We start from the raw sequence: 24377 nt of genomic DNA, 5'->3' as shown, positions 1-24377 counted from the left end.
TCAGAAGACCCGCCCCACAGGCTGTCCAGGCGCCGCTCATCATGGTCCCTCACCTCATCACCGCCCTGACCGGGCCCATCAATGAACTGGAGCAGCGCGTGCTCGAGTCGATGCCGGCGATCGAACGCTGGTTCCGGCTCGAGTGGATGGAGCACACGCCCCCGTTCTACAGCTCCGTCGACCTGCGCAACGCCGGCTTCAAGCTGGCGCCGGTGGACACCAACCTGTTCCCGGGCGGCTTCAACAACCTGACGCCCGAGATGCTGCCGCTGGCGGTGCAGGCGGCGATGGCGGCGATCGAGAAGATCTGCCCCGAGGCCAAGAACCTGCTGCTGGTGCCGGAGGCGAAGAACCGCTCCAGCTTCTACCTGTCCAACCTGGCCACGCTGGTGCGCATCTTCTCGATGGCCGGGCTGAACGTGCGGCTGGGCTCGCTGGACGAGTCGGTCAAGGAGCCCACGACGATGGCGCTGCCCGACGGCGGCGCGCTGACGCTGGAGCCGCTGGTGCGCCAGCGCTCGCGGCTGATGCTCAAGGACTTCGATCCCTGCACCATCCTGCTCAACGACGACCTGTCGGCCGGCGTGCCGGACGTGCTGACCCACCTGCACGAGCAGTACCTGCTGCCGCCGCTGCACGCGGGCTGGGCCGCGCGGCGCAAGAGCCAGCACTTCCGCGCCTACGAGGAGGTGTCCAAGAAATTCGCCAAGCTGCTGGGCATGGACCCGTGGCTGATCTATCCGCACTCGGTGGCGGTGGACGGGCTGGACTTCGCCACCGGCGCCGGGCTGGACGCGCTGCAGGCGCAGGTGGACGCGACGCTGACGCGCACGCGGCGCAAGTACAAGGAATACGGCATCCCGGAGAAGCCCTTCGTCGTCGTCAAGCCGGACGCCGGCACGCACGGCCTGGGCGTGATGACGATCCGCGACGCCAAGGACCTGGACGCGCTGGCCATCAAGGCGCGCGACAAGCTCGCGAAGCTGGAAGGCGTGCCGGCGCTGTCGCAGGTGCTGGTGCAGGAAGGCGTGGCCACGCACGAGCGCATCCACGAGGCGGTGGCCGAGCCGGTCGTCTACATGATGGACCGCTACGTCGTCGGCGGCTTCTACCGCGTGCACGCCGACCGCGGCGAGGACGAGAACCTGAACGCGCCGGGCTCGCGCTTCGTGCCGCTGGCCTTCGCGCATTCGTCGCACCTGCCCGCGCCCGGCGAGAAGCCCGGCGCCAGCGCGCCCAACCGCTTCTACATGTACGGCGTGATCGGCCGCCTGGCGATGCTCGCGGCCAGCTACGAGCTCGAGACCACCGACCCGGACGCCGAGGACTACGCCTGAGGCACGGCGTCCTCCGCCGCCACCCATCGCCGCGTCGACCCGGGACTGGCCTGGGTCTCCGACGCGGGGAACAGGCAGCGGCAGTAGAAGTGGAACGCGCACAGGCTGCCCAGGTCCCTGTCGGAGAAGCGGGCATGCGGCGCCAGCGCCGCGCAGGCCGGCAGCAGGGTGTCCTCGTGATCGAAGGCGAGGCGGCCGGCGGCGGCCTCGTCGAGCACCCGGCCCGCGACGGCGAGCGTCTCCTCCAGCCATGAGTCGAAGGGCGCGCGCACCAGGACCTCCTCGCCGCGCCGCTTGGTCTCCCGGATCAGCTTGAGCAGGTCATGCAGCTGCGGCGGCGCCATCGCGCCGTCGATCAGGCCGACCGAGACGAGCGGGGCGCGGGGATGGCGGGCATGCGCGTGGGCCTGCGCCAGCCGGATGCCGTAACCCGGGCCGGCCTCGATCACCAGGCCGATCGGTCCGCGCCGGTCCTGGGGGCGGGGCAGGGCCGGGGTCGGAGCTACTCGGGTCCGGCGGCGCTGTCGGTCCAGCGCGTGGCCGAGCTGGGCGCCCGTGCACCGGAATTCGTCGAGGAGGGTGGCCGCGGTGCGTTCGACCCGCCGGGCGGCGACGGCGGCGCCGTCGTCGTGGGGATGGAGGAAGCGGGCAACGCAGTGCGGCAGCGCAAGCAGGGACATGCTCGAAGGCGGTTTCCGCGGGACCTCCCCGCGGTTCTGGGGCGGTCAGTGTCCGGCCCCCGTGGAGGGGCTCCCACCGGTTTCGGGTGGAATTCCCGGCTTCAATCGCAACCGGCTCCAAGCGCAACCGGCGCCGCGCGTCAACCCCGGTCCCGCAACGGCGGGAGGTGCCCATTGACGCACCGCACAATGAAGCGCAGACAATAGGCGCTTTCGACTTCCGGCGGCCCCCCTGTGGCCGCTCGCGCTTTCGTGAGTTCACACCACGCGCCCCGCTCGCCGACCGTCCTGGCCGGCCTGACCATCGGCGCCCTCGGTGTCGTCTACGGCGACATCGGCACCAGTCCCCTGTACGCGCTCAAGGAAGTCTTCCACGGCGCGCACGTCCCCATGACGCACGACAACATCCTCGGGGTGCTGTCGCTGCTGTTCTGGACCATGACCATCGTGGTCTCCCTCAAGTACGTGCTGCTGATCCTGCGCGCCGACAACAACGGCGAGGGCGGCCTGATCGCGATGCTGGCGCTGGCCACCACCGCGGTGCGCGAGAAACCGTCGCTGCGGCGCGGCCTGATGCTGGTCGGCCTTTTCGGCACGGCGATCTTCTTCGGCGACGCGGTGATCACGCCGGCCATGACGGTGCTCTCGGCCGTCGAGGGCATCGAGGTCTACGCGCCGCAGTACCACGACGCGGTGGTGCCGATCTCGCTGGTGGTGCTGGCGGGGCTCTTCGCGGTGCAGCGCTTCGGCACCGGCGGCGTGGGCAAGGCCTTCGGGCCGGTGATGCTGGTGTGGTTCACCTCGCTGGCGCTGCTGGGCATCCCCAAGATCGTGGGCAACCCGCATGTGCTGCAGGCCATCAACCCGATGTGGGCGATCGAGTTCTGCACCCATTACGGCTGGATCGCCTTCGTCGCGCTGGGCGCGGTGGTGCTGGTGGTGACCGGCGGCGAGGCGCTCTACGCCGACCTCGGCCACTTCGGCAAGCAGCCGATCCGCATCGCGTGGTACGGCTTCGTGATGCCGGCGCTGACGCTGAACTACTTCGGCCAGGGCGCGCTGCTGCTGGACCGGCCCGAGGCGATCAAGAACCCGTTCTTCCTGCTTGCGCCGAGCTGGGCGGAAATCCCGCTGTTCGCGCTGGCGACGCTGGCGGCGGTCGTCGCCTCGCAGGCGCTGATCACGGCGGCGTTCTCGGTGACCAAGCAGGCGGTGCAGCTGGGCCTGCTGCCGCGCATGCGCATCATCCACACCTCGGTGCGCGACACCGGCCAGATCTACGTGCCCTTCGTCAACTGGGGCCTGTTCGCCTTCGTCGTCGTGGCGGTGGCGTTCTTCGAGTCGTCGAGCCGCCTGGCCGGCGCCTACGGCGTGGCGGTGACGATCGACATGACGATCACCACGGTCATGACCTTCTTCGTGATCCGCTTCGGCTGGCGCTACCCGCTGTGGCTGTGCGTGGTGGCCACCGGCGCGTTCTTCCTGATCGACGCGACCTTCCTGGCGTCCAACCTGCTGAAGGTGGCGCACGGCGGCTGGTTCCCGCTGCTGATCGGCTTCGGCATGTTCACGCTGATGCTGACCTGGAAGCAGGGCCGGCGGCTGCTGTCGGACAAGCTGCGCGAGGACGCGATCGACCTCAAGAGCTTCCTGGAGGCGGTCTTCATCAACCCGCCGACGCGGGTGCAGGGCAGCGCGGTGTTCCTGTCGGCCGAGCAGGGCGTGACGCCCAACGCGCTGCTGCACAACCTCAAGCACAACAAGGTGCTGCACGAGCAAAACCTGTTCGTCAGCGTCCGGCACCACGAGGTGCCGTGGATCGGCTTCGAGAAGCGCTGCGAGGTCGAGAGCCTGGACAACGACTGCTGGCAGGTGACGCTGCACTTCGGCTTCAAGAACGAGCCGGACGTGCCGGACGCGCTCAAGCTGCTGGAGCAGCGCGGCGTGCACCTGGACGAGATGGAGACCAGCTACTTCCTGTCGCGCGACATCGTCATCCCGACGATCGGCTCGGGCATGGCGCTGTGGCGCGAGAAGCTCTTCGCGTCGATGCACCGCAACGCGGCCGCGGCCGCGGACTTCCTGCACCTGCCGACCAACCGGATCGTGGAACTGGGCTCGAAGGTCGAGATCTGAGACCGACGTAAGCTCCGCGTCCATGAAACGCTGGCTGCAAGACCTGTCCCTGTCCGCCGTGGTCGCGGGCTTCGTCGCGGTGCTCGTGGGCTTCACGAGCTCCGTGGCCATCGTGTTCCAGGCGGCGCAGGCGCTCGGCGCCACGCCGGCGCAGGCCAGTTCCTGGATCTGGGCGCTGGGCCTGGGGATGGGGCTGACCAGCCTGGGCCTGTCGCTGTGGACCCGCCAGCCGGTGCTGACCGCCTGGTCCACGCCCGGCGCGGCGCTGCTGGCCGGCGTCTCCGGCGTGTCGATGCCCGAGGCGGTCGGCGCCTTCATCGTCTGCGGCGCGCTGATCCTGGTCGCCGGCGCCACGCGCTGGTTCGAACGGATCATGGACCGCATTCCCATCGCGATCGCCTCGGCGCTGCTGGCCGGGGTGCTGGCGCGTTTCGGGCTGGACGCGGTGCTGGCGACGAAGACCGCGCCCGCGCTGGTGCTGACGATGGCGCTGACCTACGTGCTGGCGCGTCGCTTCCTGCCCCGCTACGCGACGCCGCTGGTGCTGCTGGCCGGCGTCGCGGTCGCCGCGTCGCAGGGCCGGCTGCACCTCGAGGCGGTGGTCTGGGAGTGGGCGACGCCGGTGTGGGTCACGCCCAGCTTCTCGGTGACCGCGCTGGTCGGCGTGGCGCTGCCGCTGTTCCTGGTCACGATGGCCTCGCAGAACCTGCCCGGCGTCGCCGCGCAGCGCGCCTCGGGCTACCAGACGCCGGTCTCGGCCAGCATCGCCACCACCGGCCTGGCGTCGATCGTCTTCGCGCCGTTCGGCGGCTACGCCTTCAACCTCGCGGCGATCACCGCCGCCATCTGCATGGGGCGCGAGGCGCACGAGGATCCGGCCCGCCGCTACATGGCCTCGGCGATGGCGGGTGTGTTCTACCTCGCGATCGGCCTGGCCGGCGGCGCGGTCGTCGGGCTGCTGACGGCGTTCCCGCGCGAGCTGATCGCCGCGGTGGCGGGCCTGGCGCTGCTGGGCACCATCGCCGGCGGCCTGTCCGCGGCGCTGAAGGACGAGCGCCACCGCGACGCCGCGATCCTGACCTTCCTGGTCACGCTGTCGGGGCTGAGCCTGCTGGGCATCGGCTCGGCGTTCTGGGGCGTGGTCGCCGGTGCGGTTTCTCTTTTGGTGCAACACTTCCGCGCTCAGCCGAAGACGTCGTGACCACCCCCGCCGGTGGATCCGTCGATCGTCCTGCCGATGGCCCTGTCCGAAGGGCCGCCTGACTTCCTGCCGAAAGCCCCTCATGAAACTGCTGTTCGTCGCCGATCCGCTGTCCGCGTTCAACACCTACAAGGACTCCACCTTCGCGATGATGCGCGAGGCCGCCCGGCGCGGCCATGAGCTGTGGGTCTGCGAGGTGACGGACCTGCTGTGGGTCAGCGGCGGCCGGGTGACCGCGCACGCGGCCAAGCGCCTGGCGCTGACGCCGGAGGCCATCGCCAGCCAGGCCGGCACGAAGCTGGACGTCTGGCACGAGATCGCCGAGACGCAAGACCTGGCGCTGGCCGACGCCGGCGCGGTGCTGATGCGCAAGGACCCGCCGTTCGATTCGGAGTTCTTCTACGCCACCCACCTGCTGGAGCAGGCCGAGCGCGAGGGCGCGCGGGTGTTCAACAAGCCGGCCGCGCTGCGCGACCACCCGGAGAAGCTGGCGATCCTGGAGTTCCCGCAGTTCATCACCCCGACGCTGGTGACGCGCTCGGCGGCGGCGATCCGGGCCTTCCATGCCGAACACCAGGACATCATCCTCAAGCCGCTGGACGGCATGGGCGGGATGGGCATCTTCCGCGTCAAGGCCGACGCGCTGAACCTGGGCAGCATCATCGAGACGCTGAACAAGAACGGCGCGCAGTCGGTGATGGTGCAGCGCTTCGTGCCGGACATCGTCAAGGGCGACAAGCGCATCCTGCTGATCGGCGGGACGCCGGTGCCGTACTCGCTGGCGCGCATTCCGCAGGGGACCGAGGTGCGCGGCAACCTGGCCGCCGGCGGCAAGGGCGTGGCGCAGCCGCTGACCGACGACGACCGCCGCATCGCCGAGGCGCTGGCGCCGGTGCTGGCCGCGCGCGGGCTGCTGCTGGTGGGGCTGGACGTCATCGGCGACAAGATGACCGAGATCAACGTGACCAGCCCGACCTGCTTCCAGGAAATCATGCAGCAGACCGGGTTCGACGTCGGCGCGGTGTTCGTCGACGCGCTGGAGGCGGCGGTGGCCGCGGCGCGCTGAGCCGCGCCTTGCCGCGTCTGCCTTCGGGAATCGACATGAGCTTCGAACTGATCAGCGAGCACGGCTCCTTCGGCGGCGTGCAGCGTTTCCACCGCCACGACTCGGCCGAGATCGGCCTGCCGATGCGCTTCGCGCTGTTCCTGCCGCCGGGCGGGGCGCGCGCGGCGAAGGGGTTGCTGGTGTTCCTCGCGGGGCTGACCTGCACCGAGGAGACCTTCACGATGAAGGCCGGCGCGCAACGCCGGGCCGCCGAGCTCGGGCTGGCGCTGCTGATGCCCGACACCAGCCCGCGCGGCGACGCGGCGAGCGCCGTGCCGGGCGCGACCGCGTCGTGGGACTTCGGCATCGGCGCGGGCTTCTACCTGGACGCGACCGAGGCGCCGTGGGCCACGCACTGGCGGATGGAGAGCTACCTCATGAAGGAGCTGATCCCGCAGGTGCAGGCGTTGCTCGGACTGGACGCGTCGAGGACCGGCATCGCCGGGCATTCGATGGGCGGGCATGGCGCGCTGACGCTGGCGCTGCGGCATCCAGGGGCGTTCGCGTCCGTGTCGGCGATCGCGCCGATCGCGGCGCCGAGCCGCTGTCCCTGGGGCGTGAAGGCTTTCACTGGCTACCTCGGCGAGGACCGCGACGCCTGGCCCGCGCATGACGCGAGCGCGCTGATGCAGGCGCAGTCGCGGGCGCCGTATCCGCGGGGCATCCTGGTCGACCAGGGCCTGGCGGACAAGTTCCTCGCGGAGCAGCTGTATCCGGAGGCGTTGGAATCGGCCTGCGCGTCGGTGGGGCAGCCGCTGACGCTGCGTCGCCACGACGGCTATGACCACGGCTACTACTTCATCGCGTCGGTGATCGACGACCACCTGCTGCATCACGCGCGGCAACTGCCTGGCTGATCGCCAGGCGCCGCGCCGCCACCCGAAAGGCCGCCATGCGCATCGCCCTGCTGTCCGACATCCACGGCAACCTGCTGGCCCTCGAGGCGGTGGTGGCGGACGTCCGCCGACGCGGGGTGGACCGGATCGTCAACCTGGGCGACATCCTGTCGGGGCCGCTGCGCCCGCTGGAAACGGCGCAGTACCTGATGGCCGAAGGCTGGCCGACGATCGCCGGCAACCATGAGCGGCAACTGCTGGCGATCACGCCGGAGAAGCCCGGCGGACGATCCGACGGCCACACGCGGCAGCGGCTGGGCGAGGCGGAACTGGGGTGGTTGCGGTCCTTGCCCAAGACCCTTCAACTGACCGACGAGGTTTTCCTGTGCCACGGCACGCCGCGCCGGGACATCGAGTACTTCCTCGACACGCAGGACGGCCCGCGGCTGCGCATGGCGACGGCGGCCGAGGTGGCCGATCGCCTCGGCGAGGAGCGTTCATCGGTCGTGTGCTGCGGCCACACGCACGTGCCGCGCGCGATGCGCGGCGCGCGGGGCCAGTGGCTGGTGAATCCCGGCAGCGTCGGCCTGCAAGCCTGGGACGACGACCATCCGATCCACTACGTCGCGGAGAACGGCTCGCCGGATGCGCGTTACGCGGTGATCGAGCGCACGTCGCAAGGCTGGTGGGTCGAGTCGATCAGCGTGCCCTACGACCACGAGGCCGCGGCGCGGATGGCCGCGGCGTCTGGGTTCGACGATTGGGCGAGGTGGTTGAGGACGGGATGGGCGACATGAGCGCGCCAGGTCTGTGTTCTCTCAGGGCACGGGTGTGTCGGTGACAGATCAGGATGACGCGAAAGAAGCCTGCTTCGAGTGCTCATGAGGCATCGAACAGGCGGCCACGCGAGACAGCCAGGTGTTTCAGTTCCTTTGCCGCGACTCGCTGCCGAGTTCGGCATTGATTGGAGAAGTCAGCCAGCGCATGTGCAGGGTTGTCCGGCAGGCTCGGATGACCGAGCACGGGATCCTCGAAGCACGGAATGTCGCACGCCAGAAAGTCCGCGACGGTCAGTCCGTAGACGGCTGCCGATGCCCTGCCATTGCACGTATAGAGCTGATGAGCGCCCTCGGCCGTCGTGATGGATGAGCGGTCCACCGACAGTTGACCGAGGTCCGACTTCGAGGGCATGAAGCAGGAACTGCAGGGGCATCCGGCCTCCAGCCCGCTAGGATGGATCTGCCGGAACAGGAGTTCGTCCGCGTCGTTCAACCTCATTGCCATCCTGGACCTCCCATCGCATCGAGCACATCGAGAAACTCGGCGTCGAGACTGGGATAGGGGCGCGGATACAACTTGAGCGTCCCGCCGATCTCGAAGCCGAAGATCTCCAGGCTGCCATCAGCGTTGATCTCCACGGTGAGGTCCCAATGGCCTCGGACGTACTCGATCAGCACGCCCCCATCGGGAGATGGGAAGAGGACACCCAATCCGATGAGCGGACGACGATGCGCCAGAAGCTGCCGGGTGACATGCAGGGCCGACGCGGAGATCGGTGGTGAACCTTCGTCATTCCAGTTGGCTGGCAGGGCGGCCAACTCGTCCAGGCGCTTCTCGACGGCGAGCCACGGTGCATCGATCCGATGCGTTGGCTGCGCTCCGACGACACGGGCTGGCGGCACGAGAGGTGGTTTCGGCTTGGAGGGCATCAGGCGGTCCGAATATGCATAGGCCATTCATTGCTCCTATTCGGTGGTGAATGAAGCAGTGATTCTTCGAACTCCAACCCTCGTCGTCTCTCACCTCGATCAGCGTGAAGTCCCTTCGAGACCCCGGATCCAGGGCGCCGTGGTGACCGAAACGAGGTAGACGGTTCCCGCCCCTGCGGCGACGGCCGCGAGGCACGCGGGACGGGTCACGCAGCGGCCTGACCGCTGGGCGCCATGTGCGCGTAGATGACCTCGGCGGGGACGGTCAGGTCCAGGGACTGCAAATGCAGCGGCGCGTCGCCGATCGAGGGATGGCGGGACCAGCTGCCGTCGGCCTCCCGGCGATGAAGATCGATGTGGCGGCGGACATGGTCGACCAGCACGTACTCGCGCAAGGACGGCAGGCAAAAGTAGGCCCGCGCCTTGTCGGTCCGGTCGTAGCGCTGGGTCGACATCGACAGCACCTCGATCACCAGGACCGGCGCCTCCAGCCACCACTGTTCCGCGCAGAGCGATTCGCAGGTGACGACGACGTCGGGATAGAAGTGGGACGAGGCCAAGGGGATCCGCACGGCGGCGTCGGCGGAGAAGACGCGGCACGGGGTGCCTGCCAGGTGGCGATGGAAGGTCGTGGCGAGGTTCATGCACGTCGTCCCGTGGTTCACCCGGGCGCCAGTCATCGCCACGATCCGGCCGTCCAGGAACTCGTGCTTGCCGACCTGAGCCTGGTCCCAGGCCCAGAACGCCTCGAAGGTCAGCGACGGATCGGGCTCGTCCAGTCCGACGAAGACGTCGGACACCGGGAACGCGATCTCGAGCGTGCTCAGGCGCACCGTTGCGCCGGCTTCATGGCGGACTCGCACCCACGTGCCAGGGGCCTCCCTGCGCTCCACCGTCACGGCGCGCGCCTGGCGGTCCACGATCACGAGTTCCCGCAGCGTCTCGACGCGTCGCAGCGCGTCCAGGCGCCTGCCGTCGACGGCGCCACCCGTCGTCGTGAACAAGCAGGCCAGTACCGGCGGCGAGCGCTCGACGCCACGGGCCACGAAGGCGTCCGGGCGGAGCACGTCGAACGCATTGGCCACCAGCGGATCGGCGCCCATGAAGGTCGCCCACGGGGCATCGCCCAATCCATTCGTGATCGCGGTCGTCAGGTTCACGAGCAGGCGGAAGAACACCAGGTCGCGCGCCGGCACCGGGTGACACAGCCCGCCAAGCAGCTCGTGCGGCACTTCCTGGCGGTCCTGCCAGGCCAGGAATTCATCGGCGGTCATCAGCTGCTCGACAGGCATGTAGGACATTCGCCACTCCTGCAACGTCGTGAGGGAAGGTGGCGATTTTTCGGAGACCGATGCCGGGCGTCTGCTACCTCGATCCGTGTGAAATCGAGCCCCGGCCCCAAATCGAAGGCGCCTGGGTGACCGGGACGAGGAGGGCGGTTCCCGCCCCTACGCCGCAGGCGGCGCGACCGGCGTCTGCCGATGCCCGGCCGCCGCCTTGTACCGCTTGACGAAGGCATCCACCTCCGCCGGATCGATCACGTCCTCCAGCCGCGCGAAGCCCTCCGGCGCGCGCTCCTCGACCATGTCGAGGATGTAGTCCAGCCCCTCCTGCCGGTTGAGCTCGACGATGCGCGCGCACATCGGCCGGCGCTCGGCCTCGTAGGCCGCCAGCGCCGTCTCCACGCGCGGTTCCTCCCGCAGCGCCTGCGCGATCGCGGCCGCGTCGAGGATCGCCTGCGTCGCGCCGTTGGAGCCGATCGGATACATCGGGTGCGCCGCGTCGCCCAGCAGCGTGATGCGCCCGTGCCGCCAGCGCGGCAACGGATCGCGGTCCACCATCGGCCACTCCAGCAGCTGCGTCGCGCCCTGGATCACGCCCGGCACGTCCAGCCACGGGAAGCGCCAGTCGCCGAAGGTCGGCAGCAGGTCGTCGAGCGATCCCGGCTTGCTCCAGTCCTCGCGTCCCGGCGCGGTCAGCCCGCCGCCGAGGCCATCCTCCCTCAGGCGCCGGTCGCAGATCCAGTTGATCAGCTGCAGCCCGTCCGCGCGCGGCGGCGCGATCGGATAAACGACGAACTTCGCGCGCCGGTGCCCCGCCTGCACCATGGTCCGTCCGTCGAGGAACGGCCGCGCCAGCGACGTGCCGCGCCACATCATCATCCCGTTCCAGCGCGGCGGCCCCTCGTCGGGGTAGAGCTGCCGGCGGATCGCCGAATGGATGCCGTCCGCCGCGATCAGCAGGTCCGCGCGCCGCTCGACGACGGCGCCCGACGCGTCCACGCCCTGCGCGACGACGGCCTCGCCCTCCAGCTGCGCGCCGGTGATGCGCCAGCCGCTGACCAGGTGTTCGGCGCCGAGGCGCTCGGCCGCCTCGCGCCACAGCATCAGCTGCAGCTCGCCGCGGTGCACGCTGAACTGCGGATGGCTGTAGCCACCCGCCAGCCCGCGCCGGTCCTCGTAGATCGTCTGCCCGTGCCGGTTCGCGAAGATCAGCGCCGAGGTCGGCACCGCCATCGCCCGCAGCGCGGGCAGCAGGCCCAGCTCGTCGAGCACCGCCACCGCGTGCGGCAGCAGGTTGATGCCCACGCCCAGCGGCCGCAGCTCGGCCGCCGCCTCGCAGACCGTCACGCGATGTCCGTCGCGGCGCAGCGCCAGCGCCGCCGTCAGTCCGCCGATGCCGCCGCCGGCGATCAGGATGTCCAGGGCCATGCAGAGTCTCCCGGGGAGTCGATGAAATCGGGGATCGACGCGATCCTTCCGGGTCAGGGTAAGCGAGATAGTTGCGCTATGCAACAGGTTCTAAGCTGATCCCGATGACCCGAACCAAGACGCCCGCGCCCGCCGCCGAACCGCCCGAAGCCCCGTTGCTGCCCGTGCCCGGGCTGGACTACGGCGTGCTCGACGCGCTGCTCGGCTACGCGCTGCGGCGCGCGCAGAACGCGCTCTACCTGGACTTCTATCGCGCCACCGCGGGCTCCGACGTCAGCCCGCAGCGCTTCGCGGCGCTGGTGCTGGTGGGCCGCAACCCGGGCATGCGCCAGGGCCTGCTGGCGCAGGCGATGGGCCTGCATCGCAGCGGCGCGCTGCGCCTGACCGACTGGCTCACCGGTCGCGGCTGGGTGGAACGCCGCGACGACGCGGAGGACGCAAGAAGCTGGGGCCTGTTCCTGACCGCGGCGGGCAAGCGGCGGTTGACCGCGCTGGAGCGCCAGGTGCGCGCGCACGACCAGGCGCTGATGGCCGGCCTGGGCGAGCGCGCCGCGGCGCTGAAGGCGGATCTGGAGCGGCTGGCGGCGGTCGCCGCCGCCCGCGCCGGCACGAACGACAACGACGGAGACAAGCGATGAACGACGACCGGACCTTCACCCGCCGCGACGCCGGCCTGCTGCTGGGGGCCGCGCTGGCGGGCCTGGCGGGACCGCTGCGCGCGCAGTCGGCGGCGATGCCGCGCATCCTGGTCGGTTTTCCGGCCGGGGGCTCGGTCGACGTCAGCGCGCGCCGCGTCGCCGAGGCCTGGCGCGGCCGGCTCGCGGAGACGGTGCTGGTCGAGCAGCGCGTGGGTGCCGGCGGCCGCCTGGCGGTGAGCGCGCTCAAGGACGCGCCGCCCGACGGCGGCACGCTGCTGATGAGCCCGTCGTCGATGTTCACCATCTATCCGCATGTCTATCGCAAGCTGGCCTACAAGCCGGACAGCGACGCGATCGCGGTCTCGCCGATCGCCAACGCGACCTGCGGTTTCGGCGTCGGGCCGATGGTGCCGGCGACGGTGAAGACGCTGGCCGACTTCGTCGCCTGGGCCAAGGCGCATCCGGAGCAATCCGCCTACGCGACGCCGGCCGCCGGCGCGATGCCGCATTTCCTCGGCGACCAGTTCAAGCGCGCCGCCGGCATCACGCTGACGCATGTGCCGTACCGCGGCGCCGCGCCCGGGCTGCAGGACCTGATGGGCGGGCAGATCGCCTCGGGCTGCTTCATTCTGGGCGACTTCCTGCCGCACCTGGCCAGCGGCCGGCTGCGCATCCTGGGCGTCACCGACCACGAGCGCTCGCGCTTCGCGCCCGAGGTGCCGACCTTCGGCGAACAGGGCTTCAAGGGAATCATCGGCGTGGAGACCTACGGCCTGTTCCTGCCGCCGAAGACGCCGGCCGCGATCGTGGACAAGGTCTTCGACCTGGTGCGCGTCGCGCTGCGCGAGAAGCAGGTGGTCGAGGGCCTGGCCAAGCTCGGCTTCGAGCCGCTGTCGATGGCGCCGGCGGACTACGCGCGCCGGCTCGCCGCCGAACGCGCGCAATGGGGACCGATCGTGGCGGCGTCGGGGTTCTCGTCGGACGATTGAGCGGGCCCGGCGGCGTCAGGGCGTCGCCGGCACCGCGGTGTTGAAGCGCAGCTCGCCCAGCGTGTGCTGGCCATCGCAGTTCTCGTCGAGGTCCAGCGCGAGGCGGTCGACCGAGCCGTTCGCCGCCAGGTTGAAGTCCCGCACCTGGATGGTCATGGTGGACGTGCCCAGGCAGGCACCGCCGCGGCTCGGCGCGATGAAGAAGTAGCTGCCGCTGGCCGGCAGGCCGAAGCTCCTGCCGGTCGCCCAGTTGGCGGGCGAGGTGCCCACCAGGAGCCGGCCGCTGTCGATCAGCAGGTCCAGCGTGCCGCTGGCCGGCAGGTAGGTCACGTGGGTCGAGCCGCCGGCCGCGGCGTAGAGCGAGGTCCAGGCGGCCGCGCCGGCGGGCTTGCTGCGCAGCAGGTAGCCGGCGCCGCCGTTGAAGACTTGCAGCGTCAGGCGCGTCAGGTCCTTGTCGCCGGCGGCGTTGCGGACCTCCAGTTCGACGACCGCCAGCCCGGAATCCGCCGCCTGCGGCCCGACCTGCACGACGGCCTTGTCCGTGGCGCTGAAGGCCAGGGCGGGGCCGGAGACCTGGCGCCAGAGATAGACCGGCGCGCCGCTGGCCGCCGTCGAGGCGCTGGCGTCCAGCGTCGCGATGGCCGAGGCGCCCGTCAGCGGCGCGGTGGCGGAGCTGGTCGCCTTCGCCGACACCGTCGCCCGGGCGGTGCCCTTCCAGTTCGGCGCCGGCGCGCGTTCGGTCTCCGCCTTCGGCGTGGCGGTCGCGGCCGAGTCGACCATGTTGGTGGAGGGCCAGTTGGACAGCTGGTACCCCTGTCCGGGTGCCAGCTGTTCCGCGGGTGTCGCGGTGATCCATGCGCCCTTGACCTGCCAGTTCAGCTTCATCGCGCCGCGGCCCCATGCATCGAGGCCACTGGGGACCGAGGGCAGCAGCGTCAGGTCCGATGCCGAGGTCGCGGCGATCGGCTTCGTGTACTGCCAGGTCAGCGTGCCCGACGGATCGACCGTGTCCCCTGGGACCAGCAGCAGCCCGAAGGACTCGAAGGGCGCCTTCAGCGCGTAGAGCCCGTTGTCGTTCGGCTCGGCCAGGCCCTTGGCGGAGAAGGCGAAGGTCGGCAGCAGCTCGGTGATCGCTTCGGAGCTCGTGGCCGCCCCCATCGCGAAGTTCAGCGCGTTGGTCGACACGGTGGCCCTCGCGGCCTGTCCGGCGGCACCGGTGACCGTCAGCTCGCCGGCGTCGGGAAAGGCGTTCAGCCAGGAGGCCAGCGGTGTCGTCGTCGCGAGAACGACGCGGCCGCCGACGATGTCGCTCGAGGCGGTCACCGCGAGCCAGAGCCGGTTGCGGGCGCCTTCGCGGTCGAGTTCTCGCCGGACGTCGAGGCCGGTCAGCACATCGGTGGCGGTCTTGCCGCCGGCGGCGCCGATGACGGACAGCGGCGTCGCGCCGTTGCCGACGTGCAGCGTGCGCAGCGTGGCGGTCGTGGCGTAGTCGAACGCGAGCGACCCCGACAGGCGCACGCCGACACCGCCGCTGGCGATGGGACCGAACGTGGCGCCCGCCGTCACGATGCCGGCCCATTGCGCGCCGGGCGCGGGCGTGCCCAGGTCGATCGACAGCATGCCGGTGTAGACGTCCTCCAGCCCGTCGACCCAGCAGCCGGTCAGCGCGACGTCGAGCCGGTCGCCGGCGCTCGGGCGGTTGTTGGCATCGCGGTCGTTCAGCGTCAGGGTGAAGCTGCCGCCGTTGCGGCAGGTGCCGGAGGCGCTGGTCGCGCGAGCGCCGTCCAGCGACGCGAGCCAGTCCACCGTCGCCTGTCCCACCGACAGCGCCGTGCCCGCGTAGCCGACCGCGATGGACGCGGCGTCGTGCAGGTTGGCCGCCGACAGCGCGAGCGGCTTGTCGCGGGCGGCGGTCTCGACCGGCGGGGGCGCGGCGTCGCCGCCGCCACCTCCGCCGCCGCCGCAGGCGGTCATCAGACCGGCCAGCATGACGGGCATGAGCGCGGCCAGCACGGCGCGCGCCGACGCGGTCGTCGACCGCGATGGACGTTGTCGCATGAGGATCCTCCCTGGCGGCACGCGGTGTTGTGAGGGCCCGCACGTGCGCGCGGCGGATGCTAGCCGCCGGGTCCGTCAGGGGTCGAGGCGGGAAAGCCCGGGCGGCCGGGGGGACGGGGCGATTCGCGCACCGGGCGAGCCGGCAGGCGCCAGCCCCCGCCACGCGAAGAGCGCCAGCGGGATCGCCGCCAGCGACAGCGCGAGCGACAGGCCGCCGGCGGCGCTCCAGCCCCAGCGCTCGACGACGGCGCCCATCAGCGGCGGTCCGAGCAGCGCGCCCGAGGCGCCGAACTGCGTCAGCCGGCCGCTGGCGAGCGACAGCCGCTGCGGTGTGCGCGCGGCCAGCGGCAGCAGCGCGAAGACCAGGCTCGGGAACACGCCCGAGGCGGCGTTGATCGCGATCGCCAGCGCCGCCTGCAGCGGCGCCGCGCCGCCGTCGCGCAGCGTGGCCAGGAACAGCGCGCCGGACAGCGCGAGCGACAGCCCCATGCCCGCGGCGATCGCGCGCGAGGCCGCCCCATGGCGGCGCAGCAGCCAGGCGCCGAGCGCGCTGGCCGGCACGTTGGCCAGCGCCGCGGCGGCGGTCCAGGTGCCGGCGGCGCTCAACGGCATGCCGCCTTGCGTCAGCAGGCTGGGCAGCAGCGCGAGCAGGCCGACCTCCGCGATCGCGTAGGCGCCGAACGCGGCGACCAGCGCCCACAACCGCGCGCCGGTCCTGCCGGGAGGCGGGTGATCGTCGTCGGCCGCGCCGGCGGCGTCGGCGGGCACCGACCGCAGCGCGAGCCACAGGACCACCCCGCCCGCGACGCTGAGCGCCTGCGCCGCGCGCCAGCCGGTCCAGGCGGCGGCGTGCGCATAGGCCCAGGCGCCCAGCGCCATGCCGACCGGCACGAAAGTGCTCCACAGCGCCATGGCCGCCGCCTGGCGACGGCCTTCGGCCTCGCGGGCGATCAGCACCGGGGCCGCCACGACGATCGCGAGGTAACCGAGGCTCTCCACCAGCCGCGCCGCCGCGAGCAGCGCGACCTCGTGCGCGAAGGCCGCGCCCGCCGAGCCGATCGCCAGCGCCAGCACCGCCATCGACAACGAGCGCTTCAATCCGAAACGCGGCAGCCGGTGCCCGGCCACGCCGCCCAGCGTCGCGCCGCAGACCTCGAGCAGCGAGGTCAATGCCGCCATCGCCGCCAGGCCGAGGTGCAGCTCGCGCGCGATCGGCGGCGACAGCGCCGCGAGCTTGCCCAATTGGGCCGCGGCGAACACGCCGCACAGGTAGTACAGGACAATCCTCATCTCGATCCTTTGAGCCCGAGCCCGAGCCCGAGCGAGCCGGTGTTCCGCGATTCGTCCATCCTCATGGCCGCGACCGCCGTCATCGTCCCGTTGCCCACCGTCCGCTTCTCATCGCCATGAACGATTCGCCGCTGCTGTCCTGCGATGCCCGCCAGCTCGGCCGCAGCCTGCGGCTGTGGCGCTCGCTGCGTCGCCTGAAGCAGGGCGCCGTCGCGCTGGAACTGGGCGTCTCGCAGACGACGGTCTCGCGTTGGGAATCGGGCCTGGTCGCGCCCTCGCTCGACGAGCAGCAGGCGCTGCGCCGGCTGATGGCGGCGCGGCTGGACAGCGCGGCGGACTTCGAGCTCGGCCGCCTGGTCGAGCGCGCGCCGGTGCCCATCCACCTGATCTGCGACCTGAGCCACCGGCTGCTGGCGATGTCCAGCGCGCGCGAGCGCCACTGCCGCCTGCCGCGCGCCGAGCTGATCGGCCGCGCGCTGTGGTGCTACGCGACGCCCGAGATCGTGGCGCAGGAGGAACGGTTGGACGCGCTGGGCTGGTACGAGCCGCAGCCGGCCGCGGTCGAGTTCGACACCGGCGCCGCGGTCGAGCAGGACATGCCGATCCTGCCCAGCCGGATGCGCTGGGTGCGGATCCAGCTGTCGGATGGGAGCTTCGTGCGGTTGACGGAGACGATCGCGATGGCGACCGGCTCCGAGGCGGCCGGCGCGGGGGCGTGACGGGCTCATGCCCGGCACCCTAGGGGGCGAACCGCCGGGCGTCCATGAATGAAAAATTCCGCGCGGGCGGACAGCGCCGCGCGCGCGGGAAACACCGCGTCGACCCCTGGGCGCGACGTGGCGCGAACGACCTCAGCGCGGAAGCAGGCGCAGCCGCAACGGATGCCTCGGCCGCAGCGTGATCTGAAGCACCGGCTCCGGCGGTGGCGCGTCGGGCACCGCGCCGAGCCCGAAGCGTTGCAGCACCATCGCCGCGACCAGCGTGATCTCCGTCAGCGCGAAGTGGCTGCCCAGGCACACCCGCGGCCCCGCGCCGAAGGGCATCCACGCGCCGCGCGGGATCTCGGCGTGACCGCTGGCCGGATCGAAGCGCTCGGGACGGAAGTCATCGGGATCCTCGAACCAGCGCGGATCGCGCTGGATCACGCCGGGCGTGATGCGCAACAGCGCGCCGCGCCGCAGCGTCAGGCCCGCGATCGACAGCGTGTCGCTCGCCTGGCGCGAGAACAGCGCCGGTGCTGGCGGGTACAGCCGCAGCGTCTCCTTGATGCACAGGCTCAGCCACGACAGGCGCGTCAGGTCCGCGGCCGTCGGCGCGCGTCCGCCGAGCACCGCGTCGACTTCGTCGGCCGCCCGCCGCTGCGCCTGCGGATGCGCGGCCATGCACCAGCCCCACCAGGTGAGCGCCGCGGCTGTCGTCTCGTGGCCGGCGAGGAAAGTCGTCATGCACTCGTCGCGCAAGGCGGTGTCGTCGAGGCCCTGGCCGGTCTCGTCGCGCAGCGACATCAGCAGCGCCAGCAGGTCGCCGCCCGCTTCGGCCGGCTCCGCCGCGCGCCGTCGCGCGACATGCCCCCGGATCAGTCCGTCCAGCGCCTGCAGCGCGCGGCGCTTGCCGCGTTTCCACGGCGCCCACAGCGGCGCGCTGACCGGCACGTACATCTCGCCCATCGCCACGCGGCCCAGTTCATGCACCGCCCAGGCCGCCTCGGCCGAGGCCTCGCCGCGTTCGACGCCGCTGGTGGCGAACAGCGTCTGGAGGATCACGTCCATCGTCAGCAGCGTCATCAGCCCTTCGAAGTCGACCTCGGCCGCCCCGGCGCCGGCCGGCACCGCGCGGTCGAGCGCCTGGCGCGACGCCTCGACCATCAGCGGCACGAAGCCCTGCACCCGCTGCGGCGAGAACCCCGGCTGCAGCAGCTTGCGCTGGCGCTGCCAGGCCGGGCCCTCGGCCACCAGCACGCTCTGGCCGTGGGCGTCGGCGAAGACCTGCGTCGCGCGCTGCCAGCGGATCATCCCGTCGTGGCTGGCGATCAGCAGCTCGCGGACATGGTCCGGGTGGAAGAAGTTGTAGTCGTCCAGCCCGAGCAGCCGCTGGTGCACCACATCCCCGTGGCGCTGTTGCAAGCGCCGGAAATGGCCGAGGTAGTCGCGGCGCATCGAGAGGACCTCGGGCAGCCCGGCCCAACGCGGGCGCGGGCCGGGGACGGTGTCGGGGATCGCAAGGACGTGGCTCATGGCGGCGGATCGTCCGCGCGGCGCGGCCCGGCGTCTTGAATCGAAGCGACATCCACGGGGACAAGCCGCTCGGGCGCGCGGCCGCGGGCGAGGGCGCCTAGACTGCGCCGCCATGGACGCTCCGCTGCATCCCGCCACCGTCGCGCGACTGCGCATCCCGCCGCGCGCGCTGGACGGCTGCCTCTACGCCTACCTGTGGCGCGACCTCTCCGCCGCCGCCACGCAGGGCCACGCGCTCAGCGACGCCCAGTGCCAGAGCTGGTTCCCCGCGACGCCGCTGTGCGGACTGAGCTGGACGCTCGCCGGCCGCGTGCGCGAGCTGACCCTCGAGGGCGCCCCGGGCGACTGGCTGCCGGCGGGGGTGATCGGCGGCCCGCGCAGTGGTCCCCGGCGTTTCCAGGCGACCGCCGACACGCGTGTCTTCATGGTCGCGATGCGGCCGGAGGCCCTGCAGGCGCTGACCGGTGTCGACCTCGGCCTGCTCAAGGACCAGATGCTGCCGATGTCGGTCCTCGACGACCCGGACTGGCGCGCGCTCGACGCCGCGATGCTCGCCGCGCGCGACGAACACGAGGCCCGCCGCACGCTGGAGGACTTCCTGCTGCCGCGCTGGCGCGCGGTGCGCGACCGCGTGCGGGAGGACGACCCCGCGCCGCGCGGTTACGCCGGCTGGATGCAGCACCTGGCGCTGCGCGCGATCGCCGCCGGCCACGGCCGCAGCGTCCGCCAGGCCGAACGCCGCATCAAGCAATGGAGCGGCCAAAGCCTGCGCGCGCTGCGGCTGGTCAGCCGCGCCGAGGCGGCGTTCCACGACGTGCGCCGGCAACAGGAGGACGAGGGCGAGGTGATCTGGAGCGCGCTGGCCCAGGACCACGGCTACGCGGACCAGGCGCACCTGTGCCGGGAAACCCGCCGCCTGAGCGGTTTCAGCCCGGAGGAACTGCGCCGGCGCGTCGACCAGGACGAGGCTTTCTGGGCCTACCGCGTCTGGGTGTGAGGCCCCGCGACGCCACCTGAACGACCCCCTCGCCCCCGGGAGGGGGAGAGGGCCGGGGTGAGGGGGTGTTTCAGCCATCGAGGACAATCGCCCGATGGCTGTCCTCTCCCTCTCCAACGCCCACCTCGCCTTCGGCCACGTGCCGCTGCTCGACGGCGCGAATTTCTCCCTCGAAACCGGCGACCGCGTCGGCCTGATCGGCCGCAACGGCACCGGCAAGTCCTCGATGCTGAAGATCCTCGCCGGCATCGAGAAACTCGACGACGGCCTGCTGCAGCTCGAGAAGGGCCTGACCAGCGTCTACGTCCCGCAGGAACCCGAACTCCGCCCCGAGGCGACGATCTTCGACGTCGTCAGCGAGGGCGTCGCCGAGGCCAAGGCGCTGCGCGAGCGCTACGAGGCCCACGACGAGAACGACGACCTCGCCTGGGTCCAGGAGCGCATCGAGCAGATCGGCGCCTGGAACTGGGAACAGCGCGTCGACGAGACGCTGCACCGCCTCGGCCTGGACGGCCAGCGCAAGGTCGGCGAACTCTCCGGCGGCCTGAAGAAACGCGTCGCGCTGGCCCGCGCGCTGGTCGCGCAGCCCGACGTGCTGCTGCTGGACGAACCCACCAACCACCTGGACCTGGACGCGATCCGCTGGCTCGAGGAGCTGCTCAACGGCTTCAAGGGCTCCCTGCTGCTGATCACCCACGACCGCGCCTTCCTGGACAACGTCGCCAACCGCATCGTCGAGCTCGACCGCGGCCAGTTGCGCGGCTATCCCGGCAACTTCGCCGCCTTCCAGGCCGCCAAGGCCTACGAGCTGGAGAACGAGGCGCTGGCCAACGCCCGCTTCGACAAGCTGCTGGCGCAGGAGGAGATCTGGATCCGCAAGGGTGTCGAGGCCCGCCGCACCCGCAGCGTCGCCCGCGTGCAGCGCCTGCACGAGATGCGCAACGAACACGCGGCCCGCCGCGACGTGCAGGGCAAGGTGCGGCTGGACATCGCCACCGGCGAGTCCAGCGGCAAGATCGTCGCGGAGCTGGAGAACGTCTCCAAGCGCTTCGGCGACCGCGTCATCGTCGACAAGTTCACCGGCACCATCCTGCGCGGCGACAAGGTCGGCCTGATCGGCCCGAACGGCGCCGGCAAGACGACGCTGCTGAAGATGATCCTCGGCGAGCTGCCGCCCGACAGCGGCACCGTGCGGCTGGGGACCAAGATGTCGGTCGCCTACTTCGACCAGATGCGCGACGCGCTCAACCTGAACGCGACGCTGGCCGACACCATCAGCCCGGGCAGCGAGTGGATCGAGATCGGCAACCAGCGCAAGCACGTCAAGAGCTACCTGGGCGACTTCCTGTTCTCGCCGGCTCGCGCCGAATCGCCGGTGTCCAGCCTGTCCGGCGGCGAGCGCAACCGGCTGCTGCTGGCCCGGCTGTTCGCGCGCCCGGCCAACGTGCTGGTGCTGGACGAACCGACCAACGACCTCGACATCGAGACGCTGGAACTGCTCGAGGAACTGCTGGCCGAGTACGACGGCACCGTGTTCCTGGTCAGCCACGACCGGCGCTTCCTCGACAACGTCGTGACCTCCACCATCGTCAGCGAAGGCGAGGGCAAGTGGCGCGAGTACGAAGGCGACGTCGAGGACTGGCTCAAGCAGTCCCAGCGGGCGGCCGACCTGAAGGCGCGTCAGGCGCCCGTCGCCGCGGCGGCACCGGCCCCCGCGCCCGCCCCGGCCGCGGCCGCGGCACCGGTGGTCGCGACCAAGCGCAAGCTCAGCTACAAGGAACAGCGGGAACTCGACGAGATCCCCGGCAGGATCGGCGCGCTCGAGACCGAGCAGAAGCACCTGCAGGCACTGCTCAACGGCACCGAGCTCTACCAGCAGGGTGCCGCCAAGATCAGCGAAGTGACCAACCGCAGCGCCGAGATCGACGATGAGCTGCTCGTGCTGATGGAGCGCTGGGAAGCGCTCGAGGCGAAGTGATCGGCTGACCTGCCGGACTGCCAGCACCGGGCTTGGCACTGCCAGGGCATGGGGGCTCCCTCCAGGACCCCCAAGCCCTGTCCGCGCCCCGCTACATCACCGCCCTGCGACGGTTTTGCGACCGAGGACGCCGGATCAGGTTCGGACCGAGAGTTCGCCCAGGCCCGGATAGCGCGCGGTGACCGTCGCGCCCTTCGACAGCTTCGTGGCGACGCGCCAGGAGCCCGTCGTCACGACACTCCCCGCCGGCACGGTGAGGCCGGTCCGCGTCGCTTCCTGAAGCCATCCGGCGACGACCCAGGCCGGATCGTTCAGGCCGTGGCCGCCGATGCCGCCCATCGGCGGCTGGTCGCCGACGATCAGCTCGCAGGACTGGTTCGCCCAGTCATGGCCCGGCTTCCACGCCTGCCACGGGCCCAGCGCCAGCGCGCCATGGGTCTGTGCATCCGCCAGCCGCAACAGGTTGTCCGTCGCCAGGCCCCGCTGCCAACGCGATCCCAGCCATTCGACGGCCACGCACATCGCGTCGATCAGATGCTCGGCCTGGCCGGGCACCAGCGCGGCCGCCATCTCCGGCGTCACGTCCTGGCCGACGCGCAGCGCGATCTCCGCCTCCGCGCCGATCAGGACCAGGTCGCTGAAATCACCGCCGTTGCGCAGGCCGCGGACCTCGCGCGCGCGCATCGGCGGCAGCGGCGAATGTCCCAGTGCGCCCTCGCGCGACGACCCGCCGCATTTCCAGAACTGCGTCCGGCCGGGCGACAGCCAGTCCAGGCGCCGGGCCAGTTCGGCCTGGGCCGCGTAGGCCGCGGGTTCGTCGGGCAGCGACCAGGCGGTGTCGTCGAGCAGCGTGTCCGAGGTCCACGCGTCGGCGAGCGCGGCGCCCAGCGCGGCGGGGGAGGAGGTGGTGGCGTTCATGGGCGACGACTGTAGCCGCCGCGCGGTCACCGCCGGGCGCCGCCCGATCGCGCCGGCGCGCTCAGCGCTTGAGCGCCTCGCGCGCCCGGGCCATCGCCTGCCAGAACTTCGGATCCTGCGAGGTCGCGAAGTTGATCCGCATCAGCGTGCCCGGCGTGCGCGTCGGGCTGAACAGGATGCCCGGCGCGATCAGCCAGCCCTGGTCCATCATCACCGGCGCCAGCCGCTCCGTATCCACGCCCGCGTCGACCCAGCCGAACAACCCCGCCGGCGTCGCGGCGAAGCGGCAGCCCGCGTCCTCGACCAGCCGCACGCAGCGCTGCCGCGCCGCCACGAGCCGCGCCGAGATCCGCTCCGCATGCTTGCGCAGCAGGCCCTGCTCCAGGCACAGCGCCACCGCGCGGTCCATCAGCGGACTGGTCGTCAGCGAGGCCAGCAGCTTCAGCTCGGTCAGCCGCGCCATGCGGTCCGGGCTCGCCGCGACGAAGCCGACCCGCCAGGCCGGCGACAGCATCTTCGAGAAGCCCGAGACGTAGATCGTCCGCCTCAGCTGGTCCAGCGCCGCCAGGCGCGGCGCATGGTTCGGCGCGAACAGCGCGTAGGTGTCGTCCTCGACGATGAGCAGGTCGTGCTCGTGCGCCAGCTGCAGCACCTGGTGCGCGTGCGCCAGGTCCAGCGTCGCGCCCGTCGGGTTGTGCAGCACCGACACCGTCACGTACATCCGCGGCCGGTGTTCCTCGATCAGCCGCCGCATCACCGCCATGTCCGGTCCCTGCGCGCCGCGCGGCACCGGCAGCAGCCGCATGCCGGCCTGCGAGAGCCGCGCGTACTCGATCGCCCAGCCCGGGTCGTCGACCAGCACCGCGTCACCCGGTTCCAGGAAGGCCCGCGTGATCAGGTCCAGGCCGTGCGTGGCGCCCACCGTGCTCATGATCTGGTCCGGCGCCGCCTGGACGGCGATGTCCAGCAGCCGCCGCGACAGCGCGCGGCGCAGACGCTCGTCGCCCAGCGGCTCGCCATAGCCCGAGAGCAGGGCGTCGTCGGCGTTGGCGGCCAGCCGGCGCAGCGTCGACTGCAGCAGCCCCAGGTCCAGCCATTCCGCCGGCAGCGTCCCCAGGCCCGGCGAGCGCCGCGCGTCCGCCTGGAACATGCCCCGGATCAGCGCGCTGGCGTCGACCGGCGGCGGCAGCGGCGACGCCGTCGGCATTTCGGCGACGGCCGGCGCGCGCGTCGGCACCACGCGGGTTTCGCGAACGAAAAACCCTCGCTTCTTGCGGGCTTCCAGCAGGCCCTGGGCGAGCAGCTGGTCATAGGCCGCGACCACCGTGTAGGGGCTCACGCCGTGGTGCCGCGCGCAGTCCCGCACCGAGGGCAGCCGCGCGCCCGGCAGCAGCAGCCGCTGCTGGATCCGCGCCGCGAAGCGCTGCGCCAGCTGTTGCGCCAGCGGCTGGCTGGCGTTGCGGGAGAGGGCGACCGGTGCCACATTCGCGCTCGACGAGGCGCTCATGCCGGCGTTCACTGTGCTGCTGTCCATGCCGATACAGAGGATGCGGTGGTATG

The 24377-nt window shown here is 71.6% G+C and carries 21 protein-coding genes; 11 read left to right on the top strand and 10 right to left on the bottom strand.

Features of this window, described 5'->3' with window-relative positions:
• Positions 1-41: 41 nt before the first annotated feature.
• Positions 42-1337, top strand: coding sequence for a glutamate--cysteine ligase (gene gshA, locus N5D62_RS14540; protein ID WP_279758548.1), 1296 nt, complete (start codon positions 42-44; stop codon positions 1335-1337).
• Here the strand turns inward: gshA and N5D62_RS14535 are convergent.
• A complete protein-coding gene (locus tag N5D62_RS14535; protein ID WP_279758547.1) occupies positions 1328-2017 on the bottom strand; it encodes a hypothetical protein in 690 nt (229 codons plus the stop codon). The two genes, gshA and N5D62_RS14535, sit on opposite strands and share 10 nt — an antisense overlap.
• A gap of 252 nt (positions 2018-2269) precedes the next feature.
• On the opposite strand from N5D62_RS14535, the gene N5D62_RS14530 reads away from it, so the two are divergent.
• The 5 genes from N5D62_RS14530 to N5D62_RS14510 all read left to right on the top strand — a co-directional run bounded on the left by N5D62_RS14530 (position 2270) and on the right by N5D62_RS14510 (position 8092).
• The gene (locus N5D62_RS14530; RefSeq protein ID WP_279758546.1) at positions 2270-4153 is read left to right on the top strand and encodes a potassium transporter Kup; all 1884 of its coding nucleotides are present in this window, start codon (positions 2270-2272) and stop codon (positions 4151-4153) included.
• Between the two features lie 22 nt (positions 4154-4175).
• Positions 4176-5354 carry a benzoate/H(+) symporter BenE family transporter gene (locus tag N5D62_RS14525; RefSeq protein WP_279758545.1) on the top strand — a complete coding sequence of 393 codons (1179 nt, stop codon included), beginning with the start codon at positions 4176-4178 and terminating at the stop codon, positions 5352-5354.
• Positions 5355-5436: 82 nt separating this feature from the next.
• The gene (gene gshB / locus N5D62_RS14520; protein WP_279758544.1) at positions 5437-6420 is read left to right on the top strand and encodes a glutathione synthase; all 984 of its coding nucleotides are present in this window, start codon (positions 5437-5439) and stop codon (positions 6418-6420) included.
• Positions 6421-6455: 35 nt separating this feature from the next.
• Positions 6456-7316 carry an S-formylglutathione hydrolase gene (gene fghA, locus N5D62_RS14515; protein WP_279758543.1) on the top strand — a complete coding sequence of 287 codons (861 nt, stop codon included), beginning with the start codon at positions 6456-6458 and terminating at the stop codon, positions 7314-7316.
• A gap of 35 nt (positions 7317-7351) precedes the next feature.
• Complete coding sequence (locus N5D62_RS14510) at positions 7352-8092, top strand: metallophosphoesterase family protein (protein ID WP_279758542.1); 741 nt, start codon at positions 7352-7354, stop codon at positions 8090-8092.
• Positions 8093-8174: 82 nt separating this feature from the next.
• Here the strand turns inward: N5D62_RS14510 and N5D62_RS14505 are convergent, their stop codons facing one another.
• The 4 genes from N5D62_RS14505 to N5D62_RS14490 all read right to left on the bottom strand — a co-directional run bounded on the left by N5D62_RS14505 (position 8175) and on the right by N5D62_RS14490 (position 11715).
• Positions 8175-8573, bottom strand: a complete 399-nt coding sequence (locus tag N5D62_RS14505) for a hypothetical protein (RefSeq protein ID WP_279758541.1) — start codon at positions 8571-8573, stop codon at positions 8175-8177.
• Positions 8570-9031, bottom strand: a complete 462-nt coding sequence (locus tag N5D62_RS14500) for a hypothetical protein (protein ID WP_279758540.1) — start codon at positions 9029-9031, stop codon at positions 8570-8572. Before N5D62_RS14500 ends, N5D62_RS14505 begins: the two co-directional genes overlap by 4 nt.
• Before the next feature lie 179 nt (positions 9032-9210).
• On the bottom strand, positions 9211-10305 hold the full coding sequence (locus N5D62_RS14495) for a Uma2 family endonuclease (protein WP_279758539.1): 1095 nt from the start codon (positions 10303-10305) through the stop codon (positions 9211-9213).
• 147 nt (positions 10306-10452) lie between these two features.
• Positions 10453-11715 (bottom strand): flavin-dependent oxidoreductase, encoded by a 1263-nt coding sequence (locus tag N5D62_RS14490; protein ID WP_279758538.1) that lies wholly within the window; start codon positions 11713-11715, stop codon positions 10453-10455.
• Positions 11716-11819: 104 nt separating this feature from the next.
• On the opposite strand from N5D62_RS14490, the gene N5D62_RS14485 reads away from it, so the two are divergent.
• Together N5D62_RS14485 and N5D62_RS14480 are read left to right on the top strand one after the other, a co-directional pair.
• Positions 11820-12353 (top strand): MarR family transcriptional regulator, encoded by a 534-nt coding sequence (locus N5D62_RS14485; RefSeq protein WP_279758537.1) that lies wholly within the window; start codon positions 11820-11822, stop codon positions 12351-12353.
• Positions 12350-13342, top strand: a complete 993-nt coding sequence (locus N5D62_RS14480; RefSeq protein ID WP_279758536.1) for a Bug family tripartite tricarboxylate transporter substrate binding protein — start codon at positions 12350-12352, stop codon at positions 13340-13342. The genes N5D62_RS14485 and N5D62_RS14480 overlap by 4 nt, the downstream gene beginning before the upstream one ends.
• Positions 13343-13357: 15 nt before the next feature.
• Here the strand turns inward: N5D62_RS14480 and N5D62_RS14475 are convergent, their stop codons facing one another.
• Both N5D62_RS14475 and N5D62_RS14470 read right to left on the bottom strand, forming a co-directional pair.
• A complete protein-coding gene (locus N5D62_RS14475) occupies positions 13358-15400 on the bottom strand; it encodes a hypothetical protein (RefSeq protein ID WP_279758535.1) in 2043 nt (680 codons plus the stop codon).
• A 75-nt stretch (positions 15401-15475) separates the two neighbouring features.
• Entirely contained in the window at positions 15476-16690 is a 1215-nt protein-coding gene (locus tag N5D62_RS14470) for an MFS transporter (protein ID WP_279758534.1), read from the bottom strand.
• 116 nt (positions 16691-16806) lie between these two features.
• Here N5D62_RS14470 and N5D62_RS14465 point away from each other — a divergent pair, with 116 nt between their 5' ends.
• Positions 16807-17409: a helix-turn-helix transcriptional regulator gene (locus N5D62_RS14465; protein WP_279758533.1), complete on the top strand. Its 603-nt coding sequence runs from the start codon at positions 16807-16809 to the stop codon at positions 17407-17409.
• A gap of 132 nt (positions 17410-17541) precedes the next feature.
• Here the strand turns inward: N5D62_RS14465 and N5D62_RS14460 are convergent, their stop codons facing one another.
• Positions 17542-18924, bottom strand: a complete 1383-nt coding sequence (locus N5D62_RS14460) for a cytochrome P450 (protein WP_279758532.1) — start codon at positions 18922-18924, stop codon at positions 17542-17544.
• 112 nt (positions 18925-19036) lie between these two features.
• Between N5D62_RS14460 and N5D62_RS14455 the strand changes: the two genes are divergently transcribed.
• Together N5D62_RS14455 and N5D62_RS14450 are read left to right on the top strand one after the other, a co-directional pair.
• Positions 19037-19921 (top strand): AraC family transcriptional regulator, encoded by an 885-nt coding sequence (locus N5D62_RS14455; protein WP_279758531.1) that lies wholly within the window; start codon positions 19037-19039, stop codon positions 19919-19921.
• A 94-nt stretch (positions 19922-20015) separates the two neighbouring features.
• Positions 20016-21899: an ATP-binding cassette domain-containing protein gene (locus N5D62_RS14450; RefSeq protein ID WP_279758530.1), complete on the top strand. Its 1884-nt coding sequence runs from the start codon at positions 20016-20018 to the stop codon at positions 21897-21899.
• Positions 21900-22034: 135 nt separating this feature from the next.
• On the opposite strand, the gene N5D62_RS14445 is transcribed toward N5D62_RS14450, so the two are convergent.
• Positions 22035-22817, bottom strand: coding sequence for a fumarylacetoacetate hydrolase family protein (locus N5D62_RS14445; RefSeq protein ID WP_279758529.1), 783 nt, complete (start codon positions 22815-22817; stop codon positions 22035-22037).
• A 61-nt stretch (positions 22818-22878) separates the two neighbouring features.
• Complete coding sequence (locus tag N5D62_RS14440; protein ID WP_279758558.1) at positions 22879-24324, bottom strand: PLP-dependent aminotransferase family protein; 1446 nt, start codon at positions 24322-24324, stop codon at positions 22879-22881.
• Positions 24325-24377 lie beyond the last annotated feature (53 nt).

Source organism: Mitsuaria sp. GD03876, assembly GCF_029840635.1.
Lineage (GTDB): Bacteria > Pseudomonadota > Gammaproteobacteria > Burkholderiales > Burkholderiaceae_C > Roseateles.
The sequence above is the reverse complement of the archived record's forward strand: the minus strand, read 5'-3'. Positions and strand labels throughout refer to the sequence as shown.

Coding starts and splice junctions, on each gene's coding strand:
- gshA (WP_279758548.1), top strand. CDS start 42: ATGGTCCCTCACCTCATCACCGCCCTGACCGGGCCCATCAATGAACTG.
- N5D62_RS14535 (WP_279758547.1), bottom strand. CDS start 2,017: ATGTCCCTGCTTGCGCTGCCGCACTGCGTTGCCCGCTTCCTCCATCCC.
- N5D62_RS14525 (WP_279758545.1), top strand. CDS start 4,176: ATGAAACGCTGGCTGCAAGACCTGTCCCTGTCCGCCGTGGTCGCGGGC.
- gshB (WP_279758544.1), top strand. CDS start 5,437: ATGAAACTGCTGTTCGTCGCCGATCCGCTGTCCGCGTTCAACACCTAC.
- fghA (WP_279758543.1), top strand. CDS start 6,456: ATGAGCTTCGAACTGATCAGCGAGCACGGCTCCTTCGGCGGCGTGCAG.
- N5D62_RS14510 (WP_279758542.1), top strand. CDS start 7,352: ATGCGCATCGCCCTGCTGTCCGACATCCACGGCAACCTGCTGGCCCTC.
- N5D62_RS14505 (WP_279758541.1), bottom strand. CDS start 8,573: ATGAGGTTGAACGACGCGGACGAACTCCTGTTCCGGCAGATCCATCCT.
- N5D62_RS14500 (WP_279758540.1), bottom strand. CDS start 9,031: ATGGCCTATGCATATTCGGACCGCCTGATGCCCTCCAAGCCGAAACCA.
- N5D62_RS14495 (WP_279758539.1), bottom strand. CDS start 10,305: ATGTCCTACATGCCTGTCGAGCAGCTGATGACCGCCGATGAATTCCTG.
- N5D62_RS14490 (WP_279758538.1), bottom strand. CDS start 11,715: ATGGCCCTGGACATCCTGATCGCCGGCGGCGGCATCGGCGGACTGACG.
- N5D62_RS14485 (WP_279758537.1), top strand. CDS start 11,820: ATGACCCGAACCAAGACGCCCGCGCCCGCCGCCGAACCGCCCGAAGCC.
- N5D62_RS14480 (WP_279758536.1), top strand. CDS start 12,350: ATGAACGACGACCGGACCTTCACCCGCCGCGACGCCGGCCTGCTGCTG.
- N5D62_RS14475 (WP_279758535.1), bottom strand. CDS start 15,400: ATGCGACAACGTCCATCGCGGTCGACGACCGCGTCGGCGCGCGCCGTG.
- N5D62_RS14470 (WP_279758534.1), bottom strand. CDS start 16,690: ATGAGGATTGTCCTGTACTACCTGTGCGGCGTGTTCGCCGCGGCCCAA.
- N5D62_RS14465 (WP_279758533.1), top strand. CDS start 16,807: ATGAACGATTCGCCGCTGCTGTCCTGCGATGCCCGCCAGCTCGGCCGC.
- N5D62_RS14460 (WP_279758532.1), bottom strand. CDS start 18,924: ATGAGCCACGTCCTTGCGATCCCCGACACCGTCCCCGGCCCGCGCCCG.
- N5D62_RS14455 (WP_279758531.1), top strand. CDS start 19,037: ATGGACGCTCCGCTGCATCCCGCCACCGTCGCGCGACTGCGCATCCCG.
- N5D62_RS14450 (WP_279758530.1), top strand. CDS start 20,016: ATGGCTGTCCTCTCCCTCTCCAACGCCCACCTCGCCTTCGGCCACGTG.
- N5D62_RS14445 (WP_279758529.1), bottom strand. CDS start 22,817: ATGAACGCCACCACCTCCTCCCCCGCCGCGCTGGGCGCCGCGCTCGCC.
- N5D62_RS14440 (WP_279758558.1), bottom strand. CDS start 24,324: ATGAGCGCCTCGTCGAGCGCGAATGTGGCACCGGTCGCCCTCTCCCGC.